General features: G+C 68.8%; 17 protein-coding genes. 14 read left to right on the forward strand and 3 right to left on the reverse strand.

The genetic code is table 11. The features are described 5' to 3' along the window. Nucleotides 1-10: 10 nt before the first annotated feature. The 7 genes from ACFQS1_RS17140 (at nt 11) to ACFQS1_RS17170 (ending at nt 10,827) form a co-directional block, all read left to right on the forward strand. A complete protein-coding gene (locus ACFQS1_RS17140) occupies nt 11-1,123 on the forward strand; it encodes a DegT/DnrJ/EryC1/StrS family aminotransferase (protein ID WP_378969163.1) in 1,113 nt (370 codons plus the stop codon). Continuing rightward, nucleotides 1,120-1,773 (forward strand): acetyltransferase, encoded by a 654-nt coding sequence (locus tag ACFQS1_RS17145; protein ID WP_378969165.1) that lies wholly within the window; start codon nt 1,120-1,122, stop codon nt 1,771-1,773. Before ACFQS1_RS17140 ends, ACFQS1_RS17145 begins: the two co-directional genes overlap by 4 nt. 6 nt (nt 1,774-1,779) lie before the next feature. Further along, nucleotides 1,780-2,871 (forward strand): DegT/DnrJ/EryC1/StrS family aminotransferase, encoded by a 1,092-nt coding sequence (locus ACFQS1_RS17150; protein WP_378969167.1) that lies wholly within the window; start codon nt 1,780-1,782, stop codon nt 2,869-2,871. Between the two features lie 123 nt (nt 2,872-2,994). Continuing rightward, nucleotides 2,995-4,245: an MFS transporter gene (locus ACFQS1_RS17155; protein WP_378969170.1), complete on the forward strand. Its 1,251-nt coding sequence runs from the start codon at nt 2,995-2,997 to the stop codon at nt 4,243-4,245. Next, a complete protein-coding gene (locus ACFQS1_RS17160) occupies nt 4,242-5,264 on the forward strand; it encodes a TolB family protein (protein WP_378969172.1) in 1,023 nt (340 codons plus the stop codon). The genes ACFQS1_RS17155 and ACFQS1_RS17160 overlap by 4 nt, the downstream gene beginning before the upstream one ends. A gap of 415 nt (nt 5,265-5,679) precedes the next feature. Next, nucleotides 5,680-9,297, forward strand: a complete 3,618-nt coding sequence (locus ACFQS1_RS17165; RefSeq protein ID WP_378969175.1) for a DUF4082 domain-containing protein — start codon at nt 5,680-5,682, stop codon at nt 9,295-9,297. Nucleotides 9,298-9,345: 48 nt separating this feature from the next. Further along, on the forward strand, nt 9,346-10,827 hold the full coding sequence (locus ACFQS1_RS17170; RefSeq protein ID WP_378969178.1) for a lipopolysaccharide biosynthesis protein: 1,482 nt from the start codon (nt 9,346-9,348) through the stop codon (nt 10,825-10,827). Here the strand turns inward: ACFQS1_RS17170 and ACFQS1_RS17175 are convergent. After that, nucleotides 10,824-12,113, reverse strand: a complete 1,290-nt coding sequence (locus tag ACFQS1_RS17175) for a glycosyltransferase (RefSeq protein ID WP_378969180.1) — start codon at nt 12,111-12,113, stop codon at nt 10,824-10,826. The genes ACFQS1_RS17170 and ACFQS1_RS17175 overlap by 4 nt on opposite strands. Before the next feature lie 256 nt (nt 12,114-12,369). On the opposite strand from ACFQS1_RS17175, the gene ACFQS1_RS17180 reads away from it, so the two are divergent. Together ACFQS1_RS17180 and ACFQS1_RS17185 are read left to right on the forward strand one after the other, a co-directional pair. Further along, on the forward strand, nt 12,370-13,260 hold the full coding sequence (locus ACFQS1_RS17180) for a YveK family protein (protein WP_378969183.1): 891 nt from the start codon (nt 12,370-12,372) through the stop codon (nt 13,258-13,260). Further along, complete coding sequence (locus tag ACFQS1_RS17185) at nt 13,257-14,630, forward strand: O-antigen ligase family protein (protein ID WP_378969185.1); 1,374 nt, start codon at nt 13,257-13,259, stop codon at nt 14,628-14,630. The genes ACFQS1_RS17180 and ACFQS1_RS17185 overlap by 4 nt, the downstream gene beginning before the upstream one ends. A 56-nt stretch (nt 14,631-14,686) precedes the next feature. On the opposite strand, the gene ACFQS1_RS17190 is transcribed toward ACFQS1_RS17185, so the two are convergent. Both ACFQS1_RS17190 and ACFQS1_RS17195 read right to left on the reverse strand, forming a co-directional pair. Beyond that, nucleotides 14,687-15,778: a glycosyltransferase gene (locus ACFQS1_RS17190; protein ID WP_378969188.1), complete on the reverse strand. Its 1,092-nt coding sequence runs from the start codon at nt 15,776-15,778 to the stop codon at nt 14,687-14,689. A 98-nt stretch (nt 15,779-15,876) separates the two neighbouring features. Beyond that, nucleotides 15,877-16,887: a right-handed parallel beta-helix repeat-containing protein gene (locus ACFQS1_RS17195; RefSeq protein ID WP_378969190.1), complete on the reverse strand. Its 1,011-nt coding sequence runs from the start codon at nt 16,885-16,887 to the stop codon at nt 15,877-15,879. Between the two features lie 316 nt (nt 16,888-17,203). Between ACFQS1_RS17195 and ACFQS1_RS17200 the strand changes: the two genes are divergently transcribed. The 5 genes from ACFQS1_RS17200 (at nt 17,204) to ACFQS1_RS17220 (ending at nt 22,064) form a co-directional block, all read left to right on the forward strand. Then, the gene (locus ACFQS1_RS17200; protein WP_378969192.1) at nt 17,204-17,854 is read left to right on the forward strand and encodes a methyltransferase domain-containing protein; all 651 of its coding nucleotides are present in this window, start codon (nt 17,204-17,206) and stop codon (nt 17,852-17,854) included. Between the two features lie 150 nt (nt 17,855-18,004). Then, on the forward strand, nt 18,005-18,847 hold the full coding sequence (locus ACFQS1_RS17205; RefSeq protein ID WP_378969195.1) for a glycosyltransferase family 2 protein: 843 nt from the start codon (nt 18,005-18,007) through the stop codon (nt 18,845-18,847). Next, on the forward strand, nt 18,844-19,752 hold the full coding sequence (locus ACFQS1_RS17210; protein WP_378969197.1) for a glycosyltransferase: 909 nt from the start codon (nt 18,844-18,846) through the stop codon (nt 19,750-19,752). The genes ACFQS1_RS17205 and ACFQS1_RS17210 overlap by 4 nt, the downstream gene beginning before the upstream one ends. A gap of 427 nt (nt 19,753-20,179) precedes the next feature. Beyond that, on the forward strand, nt 20,180-21,265 hold the full coding sequence (locus ACFQS1_RS17215) for a hypothetical protein (protein WP_378969199.1): 1,086 nt from the start codon (nt 20,180-20,182) through the stop codon (nt 21,263-21,265). Nucleotides 21,266-21,293: 28 nt separating this feature from the next. Continuing rightward, nucleotides 21,294-22,064, forward strand: coding sequence for a WecB/TagA/CpsF family glycosyltransferase (locus tag ACFQS1_RS17220; RefSeq protein WP_378969201.1), 771 nt, complete (start codon nt 21,294-21,296; stop codon nt 22,062-22,064). The last annotated feature ends 3 nt before the right edge of the window (nt 22,065-22,067 follow it).

The raw sequence follows: 22,067 nt of genomic DNA on the forward strand, positions 1-22,067 counted from the left end.
GATTCCCGTCATGATCCCCATGCTGGGGGAGGAGGAGGCCCAGGCCGCCGCCGAGGCCGTCCGCTCCGGCTGGGTCGCCCAGGGTCCCCGAGTGGCCAAGTTCGAGCAGGAGTTCGCGACCCTGGTCGGGGCCGGCCACGGCGTCGCGGTCAGCTCCTGCACCACCGGCCTGCACCTGGCGCTGGTGCTGCTCGGCGTCGGCCCCGGCGACGAGGTCATCGTGCCGTCGCTGTCGTTCATCGCGACCGCCAACGCGGTCCGCTACGTCGGCGCCACGCCCGTCTTCGCCGACGTCGAGCTGGCCACCGGCAACCTCACCGTGGACACCATCGACGCGGTCCGCACCCCGCGCACGCGGGCGGTCATCGCCGTGCACCAGGGCGGCGTGCCGTTCGACACCGTGGCGCTGCGCAAGGCCACCGACGACTGGGGCATCGGCCTGGTGGAGGACGCCGCCTGCGCGGCGGGCTCGACCGCGTACGGCCAGCCGGCCGGCGCCGGGGCCACGGTGGCCGCCTGGTCGTTCCACCCCCGCAAGGTCATCACGACCGGCGAGGGCGGCATGGTCACCGTCGACGACGCCGACCAGGCCGCGCGCCTGCGCCGGCTGCGCGAGCACGGCATGAACGTCTCCGCCGCCGACCGGCACGCCAGCAAGCAGCCGGTGCTCGAGGCGTACCTGGAAACCGCCTACAACTACCGGATGACCGACATCCAGGCCGCCGTCGGCCTGGTGCAGCTCGGCCGGCTCCCCGGCCTGGTCGCCCAGCGCCGCGAGCTGGCCGCCCGCTACCACGAGCTGCTGGCCGGCATCGACGGCCTGGTGCCGGTGCGCGACCCGGCCTACGGGACGACCAACTACCAGTCGTTCTGGGTGCTGCTCGACGGCTTCCCGGTGGCCCGCGACGAGGTGCTGGCCGAGCTGGCCGCGCGGGGCGTCTCGGCCCGCCGCGGCATCATGGCGGCGCACCTGGAACCGGCGTACGCGGACGTGGCGCCGGTCTCGCTGCCGGTGACCGAGCGGCTCACCCGCGAGTCGCTGATCCTGCCGCTGCACCACGCGCTGACCGCCGATGACCAGGACTACATCGTCGGCATCCTGCGCGAGCTGGCGGGCCGGTGAGAGACCTCGTCATCGTCGGAGCCGGGGGCTTCGCCCGCGAGACGGCCGCCGCCGCCACGACGGCCGGCTGGCGGGTCCTCGGCTTCCTCGACGACAACCCGGACCTGCACGGCACGGTCCGGTCCGGCCTGCCGATCCTCGGCGGTACGGACAGCGCGACCCGCCTGGACGCGGAAGTCGTGGTCTGCGTGGGCAACCCGCGCAACTACACCGCCCGCAAACAGATCGTCGAGCGTCTTGGCTTGCCCGCCGAGCGCTACGCCACGGTCGTGCACCCCGCCGCCTCGGTCGGCGCGGGCAGTGTGCTCGGGCCCGGCACCGTTCTGCTGGCCGGCACGGTGCTCACCGCCGACGTCGAGGTCGGCTCGCACGTCGCGGTCATGCCGCAGGCGGTGCTCACCCACGACGACCGGGTCGAGGACTACGCGACCATCGCCTCCGGCGTCCGGCTGGGCGGCGGCGCGGTGCTCGAGACCGGCGCGTACGTGGGCGCCGGCGCCCTGATCCGCGAGGGCGTCCGGGTGGGCGCCTGGTCGCTGATCGGGATGGGTTCCGTCGTGCTGACCGACGTCCCCGCCGATGAGATCTGGGTCGGCAGTCCGGCCCGCAAACTACGCAGCGCCGATGTGACGGCTTCACCGAGGAGTTAACGAACCATGACCCGTATCCCGCTCGTCGACCTGGCCGCCGCCCACGCGGAGGTGGCCGAGGAGGTCGAGACCGGCTTCAAGCGCGTCATCGCCGAGACCGCGTTCATCGGCGGCGCCGAGGTGGCCGCGTTCGAGCAGGAGTACGCCGCGTTCTCCGGCGTGCCGCACTGCATCGGCGTGGCGAACGGCACCGACGCGCTCGAGCTGGCGTTCCGCGCCGTCGGCGTCGGCCCCGGCACCGAGGTGATCCTCCCGGCCAACACGTTCATCGCGACGGCCGAGGCGGTCGCCCGTACCGGTGGCCGCATCGTCCTGGTCGACTGCGACCCCCGTACGTATCTCATCGATGCCGAAGCCGCGATCGCGGCAATCACCCCGGCCACCCGCGCCATCGCGCCCGTGCACCTCTACGGCCAGATGGTCCCGGTCGAGCGGCTCAAGGCCGGCATCGCCGGCCGCGACATCGCCATCGTCGAGGACGCGGCCCAATCGCAGGGCGCCAAACGGCACGGCATCAGCGCCGGCGTCGACGGCATCGCCGCCACGAGCTTCTATCCGGGCAAAAACCTGGGCGCGTACGGCGATGCGGGCGCCGTCGTCACCGCTTCTCCGGAATGGGCGCAGACCGTACGCACGCTGGGCAGCCACGGCGGCCTCAAGAAGTACCACCACGACCTGATCGGCGTGAACAGCCGCCTGGACGGCCTCCAGGCGGTCGTGCTGCGCGCCAAGCTGGCCCGCCTCGACGACTGGAACGCCCGCCGGCGCGCGGCCGCGGCCCGCTACGAGGAGCTGCTCTCCGGCCTCGACGTCATCACCCCGGCGACCCTCGACGGCAACGAGCACGTCTGGCACATCTACTGCGTGCGGGTCGAGCGCCGCGACGAGGTGCTGGCCAAGCTCAACGCGGCCGGCATCGGCGCGGGCATCCACTACCCGTTCCCGATCCACCGGACCGGCGCGTTCGGCTATCTGGGCGGCTCGTTCCCGAACGCGGAGGCGACCGCGCCGGAGATCCTGTCGCTGCCGATCTACCCGCAGATCACGCCGGAGCAGCAGGAGCGGGTGGCCGAGGAACTGGCTGCCGCGCTGGCCTGAACGTCGTAATTCGTCCCGCCCGAACTGGTGCCAGTTCGGGCGGAACGGGCCAGAGACCCCGCCGGACGGTCTCGGTAGCGTGATGCCGGATCGCTGGGAAAGTGGGGAAGAAACACCGTGTATGTGAGTTTGCGGGACCGGCCCGGGGCTGACCAGCCGCCCGAGAAGGGCAAGGCCGTCCGCCGGGTCTCCTCGACGGTGATCCTGCTCGGCGTGGTCAGCTGCCTGACCGACATCTCGTCGGAGAGCGTCTCGTCGATCCTGCCGCTCTACCTGACCGCGGTGGTCGGGCTCAGCCCGGTCGCCTACGGTTTCCTCGACGGCGTGTACCAAGGCGTCAGCGCCTTCGTGCGGCTGGCCGGCGGCTACGCGGCCGACCGCGGTGGTCACCCCAAGTGGGTGGCGGTCGTCGGGTACGGCGCCTCGGCGGTCAGCCGCATCGCGATGCTCCCGGCCCAGGGCTTCGCCGCCATCACCGCCGTGGTCACCGCCGACCGGCTCGGCAAGGGCCTGCGTACCGCGCCCCGCGACTCGCTGATCGCCGAGTCCTCCGACCCGAGGATGCTCGGCCGCGCCTTCGGCATGCACCGCATGCTCGACACGGTCGGCGCCGCGATCGGCCCGCTTGTCGCGTTCGCGCTGCTCGCGGCCGTGCCGGGCAGCTACGACTCGATCTTCGTGGTGTCGTTCGCGTTCGCCACGATCGGCGTCGTCGTGCTGCTGCTGTTCGTGCCCAACCTGCGCACCACCGTGTCGGCGGCGCGGGTCGGCTTCCGGATGGTCATGCGTGAGGTCGGCGGGCGCCGGCTGCGCGGCCCGCTGATCGCCGCCACCGTGCTCGGCCTGATGACGGTCGGCGACGGCTTCCTCTACCTTTCCCTGCAGGAACGCGACGACTTCGCGGCCAAGTACTTCCCGCTGCTCTACGTCGGCACCAACATCGCCTATCTGGCGCTGGCCATCCCGCTCGGCCGGCTGGCCGACCGGGTCGGCCGCAGCAAGGTCCTGCTGGGCGGGCACGTGGTGCTGCTCGGCTGCTACGTGCTGGCCGCCGTTCCGGCCGGCGGCATCGGCCTGACGCTGGTGACCCTGATGATGCTCGGCGTGTTCTACGCGGCCACCGACGGCGTGCTGCCCGCCCTGATCAGCAAGCTGGTCAGCGCGGACGCGCGGGGCAGCGGCATCGCCGCCGCGCAGACCGTGCAGGCGGTGGCCCGGTTCGCCTCCTCGGTGGTGTTCGGCCTGCTCTGGAACATTCAGGGCCCGGCCAAATCGCTGGTCCTGTTCACCGTCCTGCTGGCTGCGGCCGTGCCGGTGGCGGCGTGGCTCCTGCGCGGCATCGACCGTTCCGCCGCGGTGGAGGTTTCCGCGTGACCGCACGGATGAGGATCGTCGTGCTGGCGGCGATCCTGGTGCTCGCCGCGCTCGGCTCGGTCGCCTACGTCTGGAAAGCACACAACGACCGCGCCAAGACGCTGTCCGCCGCCCCGGCCGTGGCTGCCGGCGGCGATCTGGCCGCGGTCAGCAAGCAGCCGCGGCTCATCTTCCGCAGCACCGCGCTCGGCAGCGAGTACGGCAAGGTCGCCATGGTCCCGCTGGCCGATCCCGGCGGCCCACGCACCTTCACGCCGACGTCCTGCGAGCGCGTCTACGCGAGCGCCGCCGACGCGATCTGCCTCTCCGCCGATCGTGGCCTGGTCACCACGTACAAGTCGCAGATCCTCGACAGCTCGTGGTCTCCGGCCCACGACCTGCCGCTCACCGGCCTGCCCAGCCGCGCCCGCCTCTCGCCGGACGGCTCGCTCGCCGCGACCACCACGTTCGTGTTCGGCGACTCCTACGCCAACCCCGGCAAGTTCTCGACCCGTACCGTGGTCAGCCGCAAGGACGGCTCCACCGTCGGCGACATCGAGAAGTTCAAGCTCACCGTCGACCGGAAGGTCATCACCGCGGTCGACAAGAACCTGTGGGGCGTCACCTTCGCCGACAACGACAACACCTTCTACGCCACCGCCGCCTCGGGCGGGAAGACCTGGCTGGTCAAGGGCAGTCTCTCCGACAAAACAGTCACCGCCGTCCGCGGCGACGTCGAGTGTCCGTCACTTTCCCCCGACGGCACCCGGATCGCCTTCAAAAAGCACGGCGACCTGCCCTCCGGCAAATGGCGCCTCGCCGTCTACGACCTCGCGGCCGGCACGGAGACGCTGCTCGCCGAGCAGAACAGCGTCGACGACCAGGTCGAGTGGCTCGACAATCGGACGGTCCTCTACGGGCTGCCCCGGACCGCCGAGAACGGTGCTGCGACCAGCGACATCTGGCGGGTTCCGGCCGACGGCAGCGGCAGCCCGCAGGTGATGGTCCGCGACGCCTGGTCGCCGGCGGTGGTGCGGTGAGTTCGCGCGAGGTCCGTGATCCGACAAACTCCATCGACGGATTTGAAAATACTGGTCCAGCCCGTCGCCGCAGGTGGTACCCGGTCAATTTCCCAGGTCAACTGAATGGTTGAATCGTGTCCTCCGCTCGGGTGGCGGAAACGATTTTGACGGTCGATTACCACGACGCGCGGTCCTCATTACGGTCGCTCATCATTGTCCAAACTTTCGGCCGCCCTCCGCTACGGAGGGTCGCCCCGCTCTCGGCTGAGAGGCGCAACACAACATGAATAGAGCAGACGAGGGCAGCGGCGCACGAGCCGCAATATTCGGGCGGTTCGTCCGGTCGCGGCGGCGCGATGCCTCCGTCGAGGCCGGTTTCGAGGCCGTTCATCCCGGTTTGAGCTTCGCCCGGCGCAACCGAAAGCGGATCTCCGTGGCGGTTGCCGCGACCGGCTCCTTGGTGCTTGCCGGGCTCATCGGCGTGCTGACCACCCCGGCCTCGGCCGCCGCGTGCTCACCCAACCCGATCGTCTGCGAAAACCAGAAGACCGGTACACCGCAGGATCAGTGGGACATCGAGGGCGCGGGCGACGACGAGCTCCAAGGCTTCGCGACGGACATCAGTGTCAACGCCGGCCAGACAGTCACCTTCAAGGTGCGGGCCGAAGCGACGTACACCATCTCGATCTACCGGCTGGGCTACTACGGCGGAGCGGGCGCGCGCCTGGTGCAGACGCTTCCCGGCAGCTATCCGGCGCAGAACCAGAGCACCGCCTGCGTGACCGACGACGCCACCCAGATCTACGACTGCGGCTCCTGGGCTGCCTCGGCCACCTGGACGACGCCCACCACGGCAGTTTCCGGCGTCTACTTCGCCCTGCTCAAGAGCGTCAGCACAACGCTCGACTGGTCCAGTCACATCTCGTTCGTCGTGCGCGACGACAGCAGCACTTCCGACGTCATCTTCAAGACCTCGGATGCGACCTGGCAGGCGTACAACCTCTACGGCGGCTCGGACTTCTATTCCGGGCCGCAGGGCCGGGCGACGAAGATCAGCTACAACCGGCCGTTCGCCACTCGCGGCTCGGTGGACGGCCGTGACTTCCTGTTCAGCAACGAGTACCCGACGATCCGGTTCATGGAGCGCAACGGGTACGACGTCACCTACACCACCGACGTCGATGCGGACCGGCGCGGCGGCCTCCTGGCCAACCACAAGGTCTTCCTGTCGGTCGGCCACGACGAGTACTGGTCCGGAGCCCAGCGCACCGCGGTCGAGGCCGCCCGTGACAGCGGTACCAGCCTCGCCTTCCTGAGCGGCAACGAGGTCTACTGGCGGACGCGGTGGGAGACCAGCAAGGACGGGTCCAACTCCGCTTACCGGACGCTGGTCTGCTACAAGGAGACCTGGGACGGGGTCAAGAGCGACCCGACCTCCGAGTGGACCGGCACCTGGCGCGATCCCACCTTCAGCCCGCCGTCCAACGGCGGTCACCCGGAGAACGGGCTCACCGGTACGGCGTTCATGGCGAACTCCGACGACCTGAGCCTTCAGGTCCCGGCGGCGCAGGGCAAGAACCGGCTCTGGCGGAACACTTCGGTGGCCAACCTCGCGTCCGGCGCCACCGCGACGCTGGCTCCGCACACCGTCGGATACGAGTCCGACGAGGATCTCGACAACGGCTTCCGGCCGGCCGGCCTGATCCGGCTCTCCACGACTACCGGGCCGACGCCGGAATACCTGACCGACTTCGGCAAGAACGTCACGGAGGGCACCACCACCCACCACATGACGATGTACCGCGCGTCCAGCGGCGCGCTCGTGTTCGGGGCGGGCACCGTCCAGTTCGGCTGGGGCCTCGACACCAACCACGACAGCTCCTACGCCCCGGAACCGGCCGATGTGCGGCTGCAACAGGCATTCGTGAACCTGCTGGCCGACATGAGGGCACAGCCCGCGACCCGGATGAGCGGCCTGGTCGCCGCCAGCGCCTCGACGGACACGACCGGGCCGACCGCGACCGTCACGTCACCGGCGTCGGGCGCCTCCGTGGCCAACGGCGCCAAGGTCACCGTCACCGGCACGGCCGCGGACACCGGCGGCGGTGTCGTCGCCGGGATCGAGGTCTCGCTGGACAACGGCGCCACCTGGCATCCGGCCACCGGCACCACGTCCTGGACCTACTCGGGTTACCTCACCGGCGACGGCACCGGCACGATCAAGGTGCGGGCGACTGACGACAGCGCCAACATCGGTGCGGTGGCGACCCGGACGGTCGCCGTGACCGGATCCGCCAGCCTGTTCGGGGCCCGGATCCCGGCCACCCCGGCGGCAAGCGACAGCGACGCCACGGAGCTCGGCGTCAAGGTGATCCCGCAGACCGACGGATTCATCAAGGGCGTGCGCTTCTACAAGGGCGCCGGCAACACCGGAACGCACACCGGCCGCCTGTGGTCGGTGGACGGCGACCTTCTTGCCAGTGGCACGTTCAGCGATGAGACTTCGAGCGGCTGGCAGAACCTCGTCTTCGACAACGCAGTCCCGGTGGTCGCCGGCACCACCTACGTCGCCTCGTACACGGCGCCCAACGGACATTTCGCGGCGGATCAGTGGGCCTTCATCTACAACTCCTGGCAGGCGCCGCCACTGACCGCCCCGCGCAGTCAGGACTCCGGCGGTAACGGCGTTTACGGCAACGCGGGACATTTCCCGGGCAACTCGTACAAGGCGACGAACTACTACGTCGACGTGCTGTTCGATTCATCGACGTTGACCGGGCCCAGTGTCATCAGCGTGACCCCGACGCCGAACGCCGTCTACACGGCGACGTCGACGGCCGCGACGGCGACCTTCAACAAGCCGGTCAACGCGTCGACGATCCAGTTCACGATGACCGCGAACGGCGGAGGGACCGTCGCCGGCGCCACCTCCTATGACGCGGCGACGAAGACAGCCACGTTCACGCCGGGCTCAGCGCTCGTGGCCGACAAGAAATACACGGTGAGCGTGACCGCGTCGGACACCAACGGCAACGTGATGGCGTCGCCGCAGACCTGGTCGTTCACCACGGATCCTGGGTCGACGACGATCAGCAAGCTGTTCTCGGCCACCGACACGCCGGCCTCGCCCGCGGTCAACGACTCGGGCGCCATCTCGTTGGGCGTGAAGTTCACGCCCAACGGCGACGGCAAGGTGATCGGTGTCCGGTTCTACAAGGGCACTGGCAACGGTGGCACCCACACCGGCAGCCTCTGGTCGTCGACGGGAAGCCGGCTGGCGACGGCGACGTTCATGAGCGAATCGGGCAGCGGTTGGCAATACGTCTATTTCGCCGAACCGGTGCAGGTTTCGGACGGAACGACATACGTCGCGTCGTACTACGCGCCGCGCGGCAACTATGCGGTGACGAGCGGATTCTTCAATGCCAACTGGACGAACGGTCCGCTCACGGCGCCGTCCGGGAACAACGGCGTCTATCTGTACGGCTCGGACGCCTTCCCGACGAATTCCTGGTCGAACAGCAACTATTGGGTCGATCCGCTGTTTGTCGCGGCGCCCCCGCCGCAGCAGCCGACAGTCCCTGAGGGAGCCGTCACAGTGTTCTCGTCGGCGACGCCGACCAACCCGAACTGGAACGACTCGGGCAACGTCGAGCTGGGTCTGCGGTTCACCACGGACGTCGCCGGCACGGTCGACGGCGTGCGGTTCTACAAGGGCGTCGACAATGTCGGTACCCACCGGGCCACTCTGTGGTCGTCGACGGGCGCGCAGATCGCCACCGGCTCGTTCGTCGGGGAGACGGGCTCCGGCTGGCAGACGATGTTGTTCTCGGCGCCGGTAGCGATCAGCGCCAACACCGAGTACGTGGTGTCCTACTCGGCGCCCAGCGGGCATTATGCGGTGGATGTGAACGGACTGTCGTCCCCCGTGGTCAACGCGCCGCTGAGGTCGGTAGCCGGCGGTGGGTCGTATCTCTACGGAGGAGGCTTCCCCTCGAACGCGGTCGACCACAACTATTGGGTGGATGTCGTGTTCACGCCGGGTAGCTGACCGGCTGGAGCTGAGAGGAGATCTTGTGGGATCCCGGGGACGAGTACGTTGAAGATCGGCGTGGGGGAGAACGGCTCGCTGTTCTCCCGAGCCGGTAAGGCGTTGGCCTGGAGCTTCATCGGCACGGCCGTGTCGAAGTTCAGCACGTTGGCCATCGGTGTCGTGCTTGCCCGTGTCCTCGGGCCCCACGAGTTCGGCACCTTCGCTGTTGCGACGGTGGCCTTACTCGCACTGCTCAGCTTCAACGAGCTCGGGGTGAGCCTGGCCATCGTGCGATGGCCAGGCGACCCCCGCGAGATCGTCCCGACGGTCAGCACCATCTCGGTGGCGGCGAGCACCTTCATCTGCGCCGTTTGCTACGTCGGCGCTCCCGCATTCGCCACGGCCATGGGCGCGCCGGACGCCGCGCCCGTGGTTCGAGTGCTTGGTCTCAGCGTCATCGTCAGCGGCATCGCGGCCGCACCGGCCGCGATGCTTCAGCGTGGTTTCCGGCAGGACCGCAAGACGATCGCCGATCAGATCAGCGCATGGACCAGCGCTCTGGTCTCCGTGGCCCTGGCACTGTCCGGCGTCGGCGCGATGAGCCTCGCCGTCGGTCAGCTCGTCGGGTCGGCGGTCGGCGCAGCGCTTTTCATCGCGTTCGCGCCGCGCTCGCTGCGGTTCGGCTTCGACCGGGCGAAGGCCCGCGCACTGCTCAAGTTCGGACTGCCGCTGGCCGGATCCAGCATCGTGGTGTTCGCCTCCACCAATGTGGACAAGGTGCTGGTCGGCGCCGTGCTGGGTCCGGTGCCGCTGGGTTTCTACGTGCTGGCCGCCAACCTGTCGAACTGGCCCGCGACCATGTTCTCGCTGCCAGTGCGTTCAGTGGCACCAGCGCTGTTGTCGCGCCTCCAGGATGATCCGCCCACCATGCGCAAGACCTTCCTGTCGACCGGCGGTCTGCTCGCTGCGATCACGCTGCCCGCGTGCGTCGTGCTGGCCGCTGCCGCCGACCCCATAATCGCGTTCGTCTACGGCACGGCCTGGCAGCCGGCCGCGACCGTGCTCACCTGGCTGGGCCTACTGGCCGCGTTGCGCATTCTCTTCGAGCTCGTGTACGACTATTTCGTCGTCCTCGCGCACAGCCGGGTCGTCTTCACCGTGCAGGTCATTTGGTTCGTCGCGCTGGTTCCCGCGCTCTGGGCCGGCGCACACTACGGTGGCGCGGCTGCTGCGGCGTTGGCGGCGTTCGCAGTCGCGGCCCTGGTGGTTGCGCCGATCTACCTGTATGAGCTCTCGCGCACCGGCATCACGACGTCCGCGGTAGCCCGGCGGCTCGGACCGGCGGCGCTCGGATCTCTGGGCGCCGCCGCGGTGGCGGCAACAGCCTCTCGGCTCATCTCCGCGGATCTTCTCGCCATACTGGTTTCCGGCCTGGCCGCCGCGGCGGTGCTCGGACTGTTGCTGTACCGGATGCGGGACACCGTGAAGTCGCTGCGGTCGGTCGGAGCCACGGCGGACGAAGCCGCGGCTCCGGTCGTCATTGCCTAATCGTCTCGCTGAGGGGCCTCGAGGGCGGATTTGGCCAGGCTCACCGCGTTGAAGTCGTCGGCTTTACGGGTTCCGCGCAGCGAGCGGTAGCGCTGGCGCACCTTGTGACCCAGCACGCCCGACGCAGAACGCAGACCGCCGCCGGCCTGGGCCAGCGTCGGTCGTGAGGGAGCCGCCAGCGCGGCACGATAAATTTCCTCCTGCTTCACCGCGGCCCGTTGGAGGCTGAATCGCCCGACGGCGAGCCGGCGCCCGTAGTCCCCGAGCGCGGCCCGCTGATGCGGATCGGACAGCAGGGTCCGGAGGATCGCCGTGAGCCGATCGTGACCCGCTTCGGAGTCGTTGCCCACGCCGTACCACCCCTGCCGGAGGAAAACGTCGCAGGTGTCCGGCGTGAGCAGCTCCCAGAAGCCCTGTTCGCCCTGCACGACGAGGGGTTTGGCGAACGCGAGAGACCGCAGCGCCGAGCCGCCCATGCCGAGCATGATGTCGGCGGCCGCGTAAGCCGGCCGGGGATCCATCAACTGACCGGTGAGCACCACGGCCCGGCGACCAGCTCGTGCGTTGGCCTTGGCGGCACGGTCCTCGACCTGGGCGCGGGCGTTGCCGTCGCCGACAACGACCAGCCGTACCGGAATCTCCCGAGCGAGCTCACCGACCACGTCGACCGCGGTGAGCACGCCCTCGAGCTTGAGCTCGGGAACCAGCCGGCAGACCACCACGACGTCGACCACGGGGCCGGCCGGGTGGTCGTCGACGAGGCCGAACCGCGCGCGGAACTCGTCGGCGGGATGACCGGGTGCGTTGGCCACCACGTCCACCGGTGGTTCGATGAGGTACGTCGGGCCTGGCCGGCCGGCTGCGGTCTGCACCTGCAGTGCACGGGTGCCGACCACGAGCGGCATGTCCTTGGGCAGGAAAGGAGCGATGGCCATGGACATTACCGTGCAAACCGCAGTCGCGTCGCCGGCCGCAAAGGTGGCAGCGGCCGCCTCGAGCGCGGGCGGCCACTCGTACCCGTGAACGATGTGAACGCCATCATCGCGAATCAACCTGCGAAGCTGACGGGTTACCGTGGGTGACGGTCGCCGGCGGCTGTGCGGGATGGGGACATGCCGTAATCCCAGGTCGTGGACCAGCTGAACGAGCGGGCCATCGTCGCCGACCACCGTTACGTCGTGTCCAAGATCACGTACCGCGCCGGCAAGCTCGATAGCGTTCAGCTGGCTACCGCCCATCGCCATGTCGTGCGGGTAGACCAGTACACTCAGCCGGTCACGGCCCATTTTTCCCACCTAGAGTTCGTCGCCTGGCCGAGATTCTAGGAAGCGGCGACGGCGATGGGCACCGTCGAACGGTTGTCGTCCAGTTACCGACAGCCGAGGGGGGCCTTGGCAACAGATAATTGCCATGTTCCGGCCTTCCGGTGGATGACTTAGGCAGATGAGGCATCGCTAGGCTCACCGGTGAGTCGCGACTGGCGTGCGCACGAGCCACGTTTTGGAACGACGGGGACAGCGACCGGCGAGGAGAAGCAGCAAGGTGGATTTCTGGGACCTGACGAAGCTGGTGTTCCGGCGCTGGTACATCGCTGTGCCGCTGCTGCTTGCCACTGCTTTCGCTGCCGTGTACACCATGAACACGGTCCAGCCCGACTACAAGGCAACGGCGTACGTGCAGCTCATCCCGCCACCAGAGGCGTCGATTGCCAAGGACATCAAAACCTTGCGTAACCCGTGGCTCGATCTGGGGCTCGGCGCGCTGAACACGGCTGCGACGTACGCGACCGTCGACAAGAGGTTCCTCAACCAGTTGAAGACCGGCGGCATGAGCGACAACGTCGTCATCACCAACGGATACCCGGCCCCGATCGCGACGATCGAGGTCATCGGATCCAGTCAAGCGATAGCCACCGGCACGGCGGACGCGGTGGTCAAGCACTTCAACGACGTTGTCAAGTCACTCCAGGACGACTACGCCGTTCAGACCCCGGGACGGATCCTCACGCGGCGGCTGGACACCGGCACCAACCTCGAGGAAACGGGCGGCAAGGTCAAGCGGGCCCTGGTCGCCGTCCTGGGCGCCGGCGTTCTCGTCACGGCCGGGCTGACGATCGCGCTGGACGCTTTGATGAGCGGCCGATTCCGGCGGCGCGGTAAGCGGGGCGAGACCGAGGTCGACGAGAGCGTGGCCGAACCCGTGATCACGCCGACCGGCGGTCCGGGCGACCGGACCGTGAAGATTCAGGTTCCCCCACAGGCGTCGCGCCAACAGAGTGCGGTGCCGGCGGTGAACGGAGGCACGCCGGGCGAGACCAACGGCAGCAAGGGATCCGTCCGCAGGACGGCAGAGCACGCACCAACCGATGCGACGATCGTCCTGCCGTCTTCCGTCTACCCTAAGCGGGGCGACCGCAGGGATAGCAGGCGTTGACCTCGACCGTCGCGACACCGATCCATCCGGGTGACCTAGAGCCGTCTCTGCTGAATGGGCACACGTACCTGACTCGTCGGCGGCTCATGAAGCTGGATGCGGCGACGCTGATCAGCCTCATGCTGGTGCTGCTCACGGCGATCCCGGCGCGTTTGATCATCCCCGGCACCACGGATGTCGGGCGGCCCGCCATCGTCTTGTGCCTGGTCATGTTTTCCTGGTGGGTCCTGGTCCGCTTCAACCCGAACCTCGTACTTGTAGGCCCGCAGCCGATGCGATGGGCGTTGCTCATCTACTGGCTGTCGATCCTCGCCTCGTACGGCGCCGGGTTCCTCCGCGGCCTGACGGGCATGGAGGCCAACTCCTCCGACCGGTGGTTGATCAGCACGGCCGCGTTCAGCGGTCTCGTCCTCGCGGCGGCCGACGGCATCACCAACTGGGAGCGATTCCGCAGCGTCTTGCGCGCCTTCGTGTGGTCCGCCGCCTTTCTCGCCCTCATCGGCCTGATCGAGATGGCGCTGTCCCGGGACGTCACCCAATACCTGGTGATTCCGGGCTTGGCGGAGAAGGGCGCCGCACCCCCGTTGCAGGCGCGGGGCGGCGGACTCCGGGTGGCCAGTAACACGTCCCACTACATCGAGCTGAGCGCGGTGCTCGCAACGGCACTACCGTTCGCCATCCACTTGGCGCGCTACTCCGCCACGAAGAAGCAGCGCCGGCTCATCGCCGTCGCAGCGCTCCTGATCGGCGCCGGAATCCCGGCCACGATCTCTCGCACCGGCATCGTTGCGGTGCTGATCATGGCGCTGTGCCTCATGCCGCTGTGGACTTGGCGGTTGCGCTACAACGGCCTGCTGAGCTGTCTGGCCATGCTCGGCGTGCTGGCGGCGGCCAAGCCTTCATTCGCCGCGACGCTGCTGGACATGTTCACGAAGTTCAACGACGACCCGAGCATCACCTCGCGGACCGAACGGTACGAGTTGGTGGGCTACTACTTCGCCCAGACGCCCTGGTTGGGTCGGGGCACGGGAACGTGGGTGCCACCGCAGTACCAATACTTGGACAATCAGTGGCTGGCCACCGCGCTGTGCAACGGCATTGTCGGTATCGTCGCGCTGGCTTTGCTCTACCTGATCGCGTTGACGCTGGCGTTGCTGGCGCTGAAGCGCGCCACCACACCGGAGGACAAGCACGTCTGCGCCGCTTTGGTCAGCACGCAGCTCATAGCCATGTTCGTCTCGGCGACGTTCGACTCGCTGTGGTTCGACACATATGCGACGACGGTGGCCCTGACGTTGGGGCTCTGCGGCGCCGTGTGGCGGTTCACTCATCCGGCCCGACAAATCAGGACATCCACGGTCGGGCACTAGACGACTTGGTCAACCGGACCTGATTGCAGTGTGAGGCTGCGTCCGAGCCGTTCTGTTCAGGTCCTGGGGCCGGCAAGCCTGAGGAGCGCCGCCATCGTCTCCGCGCGGCGTGCCCAGGAATGCTCGCGCGCGAATGCGCGCCGCCGTTCCGCCGCCGGCGCATGGCGAGGCTGCGAGAGCTCTTCCACGACGGCAGCGCCGAACGCGACCGATCCCTCGGCCACCCTGATCAAGTCGGTGCCCAGCCAGTCGTTGGCCGGCAACGGGGTGGCCACCACCGATCGTCCGGCGGCGAGATACTCGAGGGTCTTGAGCGGGAAGCTCGAGCGATTGAACGCATTGTCCGCGTACGGGGTGAGCCCCACGTCGATGAGACGGAGGTAGGCAGGAAGGGATGCGAACGGCTTTCCGCCGACCCAGCGGACGTTGGGCCGATCGCACAGCGCGTCGAGCCGTTCAGTCCGGTAGCCGGGCACGGCCGGACCGACCAACAACAGCGAGACGCCGGTCTCGGCCACCGCTTCCAGCAGAGCGAGGTCTATCCGGTCGTTCAGGTAGCCGACGAAACCGGCGATGGGACCCGGCAGGTCGACATCGCCGGGATCGGGTGCGTTGTCCACGTCCTCGTAGGCCTCGGGAAGGCATCCGTTCGGAATCAGCTCGGCATTCCATCCTTCGGAGGCATACCGCTTCTGCAGACCGGGAGAAACGGCCGCGACCGCGTGGGCGCCGCTGATCGTCCGAGCCTCATCGCGAATCAGGCGTTCCCGTGATTCGCCGAGGAGCTCGGCGCCGGCCGGCAGATCGTCGGTGCTGAAGAAGACCCGGCGGCGGGCCGGCACCGCGGACCACAGCGGGGTGACACGGCACGACACGATTCCCGCGATTTCGCCTTCCCGGCCGTACAGGCGCCGGATAGCCGTGCGGGTACCCCGCTCGACCAGCGGCCCGGTCAGTCGGTTCAGGAAGGGCCGGCTCATCCCGGGAGTCACCCGAGTCACGGCCCGTGCCAGCGTCGGGCTCAATACCTGCAACGGGGGCCGTTCGGAAAGTGTCGAGGCGTAGGCGGGATTCTTGAGGGCGGTGAGCACCGACACCGGGGGTTCGATGTAAAGCACGGGGGCGTAGCGGCTCAGGGCGTCAGCCATGTGCCTATCGGTACCGCTCGGCCCGTACCAGGTGCTGTTGGCGAAGTAGACAACCAGGTCTTCGGGAGAACCCTCAAGACCAGCGGGCATCGTGTCGCTCACGGCGTGACCGGCTGGCCGGTGTCAGCCCAGACGTTGCCCTGCCAGACGTTGCCCGCGCCGTTCTTGTCCCAATACGCGACAGGTCCGTACTGGCCGCTCTTCGGGTGTACCTCGCGGCTGAACACGTTGCCGGTGACCTTGATGTTGAACGAGGTGCCCTTCGTTCCGGCGCCCCCGTACAACGTGTAGCCGCCGCCGGCCAGCAGGTTGTTCTCGATGATCGCGTCGTGCTGGACACCGAAGTCCTGGAACAAGGCGATGGCGGCGGTCTGGTCAAGTGTGTTGACGACAGTGTTGTGCCGAATCACCAGTTGCTGCCCGCCGCCCGGTCCGGAGTTCGACTGGATCATGTCCGTGTGATCGCCGTCGAAGTAGATCGGGTCGTGCAGGTAGTTGTCCTGAATCAGCCCGACGCTCGTGGAGATCGCGTCGGAGACGACGGACATGTCGTTCCGAAGAATCGTGATATGCCCACCCAGGTTGAAGATCGCGTGTTGCAGGCGGTCCTTCCCGTTTCCGCGGATCTCACTGTCCTGGACGACCAGGCCCTTCACATTCTCACGCTGGATGATTCCCCATTCGCCGGCGGTGATCACCCGAGAGTTCTTGATCGTCACGTTGTCGGCCTCGACGCTGATGTCGGCGCGGATGTCGACGCCGTTGACGACCGTCCCCGCCTTCTTGATGCGCAGGACGCTGGAGGAAGTCGCCTTCAGCTTGGTGCCGGCCGGGATGCCGGTGTTGCCCGCGCCTGGGAACGAGCCCCGTGCTCGGGAGACCGCGGCGGCCGCCTCGGTCTTGGCCGGGCGCGGGCTCGTCTTGCTTGGGTTCGCCGAGGCCGGCGAGCTGGGGGCCGAGGATCCGGACACCGACGGGCTGAGCGGGGCATACGGCCCGGAAGCCGACGCAGTTGCCTGGGGCCCGGCCGTCGCCTGAGAATCCTCCAGCGATGCTGCTGTCTCTTTGTCGCCCGACATGACCCAGCCGATCAGGCCAAGGGCGAGCACAACGACGAGACCGAGGGCCGCCCCGAGGACGATCGGCGTCCGATTCGGCGTAGACAAGGAATTCCTCCCGAGTGCGGCGACACCGGCACTCTACCGGCGGTTCCGAGCGAGACGATTGACCGTCTGGACGTGTCCGGACGGCGTGCGTACCGGACACCCTGACACATTCGGTCATCCGTCGTCGGCGGGGTGGACGAGAACTGCCGCCGCAGTGTCAGAAGGTCGACGGAGACCGCAGCGGGCTATTTGGGAGTGGTCCGCCCCCGGGCTACGGTGCACGCGACATGGTGCCGGCCAATAGGAAAGGGAGCCGCGGATGCAGTCCGTGCGGGAACGCTTCGTCGACCGTAACGAGTCCTGGGGCGGACGGCGCCGGGCGCGTCGGTGGGACTGGCTCGTGGAGGTCTTCCCGGACCTCGATCAGATGTCCGTGATCGACCTCGGGGGCGACGCGGCGACCTGGACCCAGTCGCCGTTGCACCCGAAGCAGGTGCACGTGGTGAACATCGACGTCCCACCGGCAGAAGTGCCGGACTGGATCACCGTTGACCAGGGCGACGCCTGTGCCCTCCCCGCGGAGATTGCGTCCCGCCGGTACGACCTCGTCTTCTCCAACTCGGTCATCGAACACGTAGGTGGCCACGAGCGGCGGCTGCGCTTCGCGGAATCGGTGCACAAGCTGGCGCCCGCGCATTGGGTACAGACGCCCTACCGGTACTTCCCGGTGGAGCCGCACTGGATTGCGCCCGGCATGCAGTTCCTGCCGGTCCGCGCCCGGGCAGCACTCGCCCGCCGGTGGCCGCTGGCCCACGTGCGCTCTGCCGACCTGCACGACGCGCTCACCGGCGTTCTCTGGACCGAATTACTGGACCGCAGCCAGATGCGTTACTACTTCCCCGGCGCGGAGCTGCTCAGTGAGCGGCTGGCCGGTCTCACCAAGTCGCTGATTGCCGTGAAACGGAGCTGAGCGTTTACCGCACCACGAAAGGGCGAGTCGTCGCCCGACTGGACGGCGACTCCGCCCCGACGGTCCATCCCCAGTGTCCGACCGGCGCGTCCTGCGCCGGAGAGCCGAGAGCCGGTGGTGCCAGTGCCAGGTAGCGGCAATACTGCCGGTGTGATCAGCGTCGTGGTCCCGGCCCACAACGAAGCGACCGTCATCGGGCGACTGCTGCGCGGCCTGCTGGCCGGCGCGCGCCCCGGTGAGATGGAGATCGTCGTCGTGCCCAACGGGTGCACCGACGACACCGCCGGCGTTGCCGCCTCGTTCGGTGAATCGGTCACCGTGGTGCCGCTTACCGAGCCCGGAAAATATGCGGCCCTGCGCGCCGGTGACGACCACGCCACCGGCGACGAGGTTGTCTACCTGGACGCCGATGTCGAGATGGACGCCGACGGGCTGCGAGCGCTGGCCGCCGCCCTGGGCGAGCCGGGTGTGCACGCCGTCGCGCCGGAGCGCGTCGTCGCCCTGGATCGCTCCTCCTGGCTGGTGCGGTGGTACTACGACGTATGGCAGGAGCTGCCGGGCGTACGGGAAGGGCTGTTCGGCCGCGGCGTCATCGCGGTCTCGCCGGAGGGGCGCAAGCGCCTGCGCGAGGTGCCCGACGTGATGGGCGACGATCTCGCCGCCTCGGTGGCGTTCACGCCGGACGAGCGAAAGGTGGCGACCGGCGCCAAGGTGGTGGTGCACGCCCCGCGCACCGTGGGTGACCTGGTTCGCCGGCGCATCCGGTCGGTCACCGCGACCACCCAGTTGCAGCAGGCCCGGCCGGGGACCGTCGACTCGGCGCGCACCTCGCGTGCCGACCTCGTCGAGATTCTGCGGCGCCGGCCCGCGTACGCCCCGAAGATGGCCGTTTTCCTGGCGGTGACCGTGGTCTGCCGCCGGCGGGCCCGGCGGGCGATCCGCTCCGGTGACTTCACCACCTGGCTGCGCGACGAGAGCAGCCGCGCGGCATGAGCGTGACGAACCCGCCGACGGTGGTCGTGACCGTCGTGACCTACAACAGCGCCGCCGTCCTGCCCGGCCTTCTCGACTCGCTCGAGGACGGGATGCGTGGGCTCGACTGGCGGCTGATCGTCGCCGACAACGCCTCGGCGGACGAGAGTGTCGCCATCGCCGAGAAGCTCGTGCCGCATTGCCGAATCGTGCAGACCGGGCGGAACGCCGGCTACGCCGCGGCGTTCAACGCCGCGTTGCGCGAGGCGGGGGAGTACGACGCCGTCCTGATCCTCAACCCGGATGTACGGCTGAGCGCCGGCTCGGTGGCCACCCTGATGACCCGCCTCGGCGGGGAGGTCGGCATCACCGTGCCGCGCATCCTCGACGAGAACGGGCATGTGGCGCTGTCATTGCGCCGGGAGCCGACGGTGGGCCGGGCGCTCGGCGAGGCGGTGCTGGGCCAGCGGGCCGGGCGATACCCGGCCCTGGGCGAGACGGTGGTGGACCGCGAGGCCTACTTCCGGGACGGCCGGGCCGATTGGACAACCGGTGCCGTGATGCTCATGTCGCGCGCCTGCCTGGACGCGTGTGGCCCGTGGGACGAACGGTTCTTCCTCTACTCCGAGGAGACCGAGTTCGCCCTGCGGGCCCGTGACCGCGGCTTCCGCACGACGCTGGTGGCCGACGCCGAGGTGGTGCACATCGGCGGCGAATCCCGGGTCTCGCCGGCCCTGTGGAGCCTTCTGACCGTCAACAAGGTCCGGCTGTATCGCATGCGTCACTCCGCGCCCGCCACCGCGCTGTTCTGGGGTGCGGTCTTCCTGCGGGAGGCCTCCCGGGCCGCCCTCGGCCACCCGCGCAGCCGCCGGGCCGCGGTGGCCCTGCTGCGCCCCTCGCGGTTGCCCTTCCCGCCGCCCGCTTAGCATTCGAAACGCCTGGTTAACGCCCACGTCGAGTTTTCTCGGCGTGGGCGTCTTCATGACCGCGAAACGGCCTTTTCCGCCCGTGCGCTCACCATCGCCGGAACGGTCGGATCCGCGCTGACCGTTCCGTGAATCGGGGAGACCCGGTCGGGCGAAGAATCTGCAAGCCGTTGGACGAATCGGACATGTCGCGATGTCGGCTTGGCGTCATATCTTCCGTCGTGGCAGGGGTGCTCAGTAGGTTCGCTGTCGGCTCCGCCGAACCTGTGCCGAGCTTTCGCGGCTGTCCTCATTGGGCGCTCGCGCCGCCCCCGCCCTTCGGAAGGACGACATGACGCCAGCACCAGCGAGATTCGCCCATCTCGACGCGGAAACCACCGAACTGACAAATCGGCTCATAGCCCTCGCGTCGCGAGGACTGCCCAAAATGTACAGAGCCGACACCGACGAGTTCGCGTTCACCCGCGTCTTCTCCACCGAGAGTGACCGAGTCGCTACGCGACTGTCCGGCATGAGCCTTCGGTACGCGGCGATCGTGGCGCTCGGCGTCCGCTGGCTTCCGGCCGACGCGCAGTGCGCGCAGCTCGGCGGGCACGCCCTTGAGGACTTCATCGCGTTACTGGTCAAGCGACAGGCCGTGAGCACCAACCTTGGCGACGTGGCCCTGATCGCCTGGGCCGCAGCCGAGGCCGGCCATCCGCTTCTGCCGGACGCCATCCGCCGCCTCGGCGAGCTCGACCGGCGCACCGCCCCCGAGTACGTGGTCGAGTGCGCGTGGGTGGTCTCGGCACTCGCGGCGGCGCGGCATCACCTCGATGTCGAAGAGCACCTGGCACAGGCGCGTGCGCGCCTACTGGGCAGCGTCCACCCCGGAAGCCCGGTCTTCCCGCACGTGACCGGTCCGGGCCTGGTGAAGTCCTACCGCGATCATGTCGCCTGCTATGCCGACCAGGTCTACCCGATCCAGGCCCTGGCCCGGCTCCACCACTCCGGCGACGACCCCGAGGCGCTGGCCGCCGCCGGTCGGACCGCCGATCAGATCTGCCGTCTGCAGGGCCCCGACGGGCAATGGTGGTGGTTCTACGACGCCCGTACCGGTGCGGTGATCGAGGGCTACCCGGTCTACTCGGTCCATCAGCACGCCATGGGCCCGATGGCGCTCAACGACCTCACCGACGCCGGCGGCGGCGACTACGGCGAGGCCACTCGCCGGGGGCTGCGCTGGCTGCTCGGCCCGGCCGAGCTCGGTCCGCGCCGGGGTGGTGACCCGATGCTGCTCGACGACGAGGGGCTGACCGTCCGCAAGGTGTACCGGGGCGACCCGCGCAAGGTCGTTCGGGGACTGCACACTGTAACCACGCGTGCACGCTCCGGCCTGCGTTTCCCGGTCATCGACAGCATTTACAAGCCGGCCGACCTTGATCGCGAGTGCCGGCCGTACGAGTTCGGCTGGCTGTACTACGCCTGGCTCGCCCAGCTGCCCGCTGCCGACCGCAAGGGGCCGGTGAGCTGAGATGGTGGCAGAGAACCACCTTCGCTCCGTGCCGCGGCCGCGGCAGGAACTTCTCGGCGTGCCGATGGATGCGCTGACTCTCGGCGAGACCGTGCAGCTGTGCATGGGTGCGGTCGAGACCGGAGACCTGCTCGAGGTCGGCGTCGTGAATGCCGCCAAGATCGTAAAGATGCGGCACGACCCGGCCCTGCGCGATGCCGTCACCGGTTGTGATGTGATCATCGCGGACGGGCAATCCGTGGTGTGGGCCAGCAGGGTTCTCCGCCGGCCGCTGCCGGAACGGGTGGCCGGCATCGACCTGTTCCAGCGCCTGCTCTACATGGCCGAGCAGCAGGGCCGCTCGGTGTACTTCCTGGGTGCCCGGACCGAGGTGCTCGACCGGATGATCGAGCGGATCCGCGCCCAGCACCCGGGCCTGCGCATCGCAGGCAACCACCACGGCTACTACGCCGACGACGAAGCCCCCGACATCGCCGATGCCATCAAGGGCAGCGGCGCCGACCTGCTCTTCCTCGGCATGACCTCGCCGAAGAAGGAGGTCTTCGTGGCCACCTACGGCGCCCGCACCGGCGCCAAGGTCGTCCACGGCGTGGGCGGCTCGTTCGACGTGCTGGCCGGGGTCGTCAAGCGGGCGCCGCGGTTGTGGCAGCGGATGGGCTGTGAATGGCTCTACCGCGCCCTGCAGGAGCCGCGCCGGCTCGGCAAGCGTTACCTGACCACCAATGCCGCCTTCGTCGGCCTGGTCGCCGGCGAATGGGTCCGATCCTTCCGGTCCGCTCCGACCGGCGAAAGCAACTGAGGG

It is taken from the genome of Paractinoplanes rhizophilus (assembly GCF_042664765.1).
GTDB classification, from domain to species: Bacteria; Actinomycetota; Actinomycetes; order Mycobacteriales; family Micromonosporaceae; genus Actinoplanes; species Actinoplanes rhizophilus.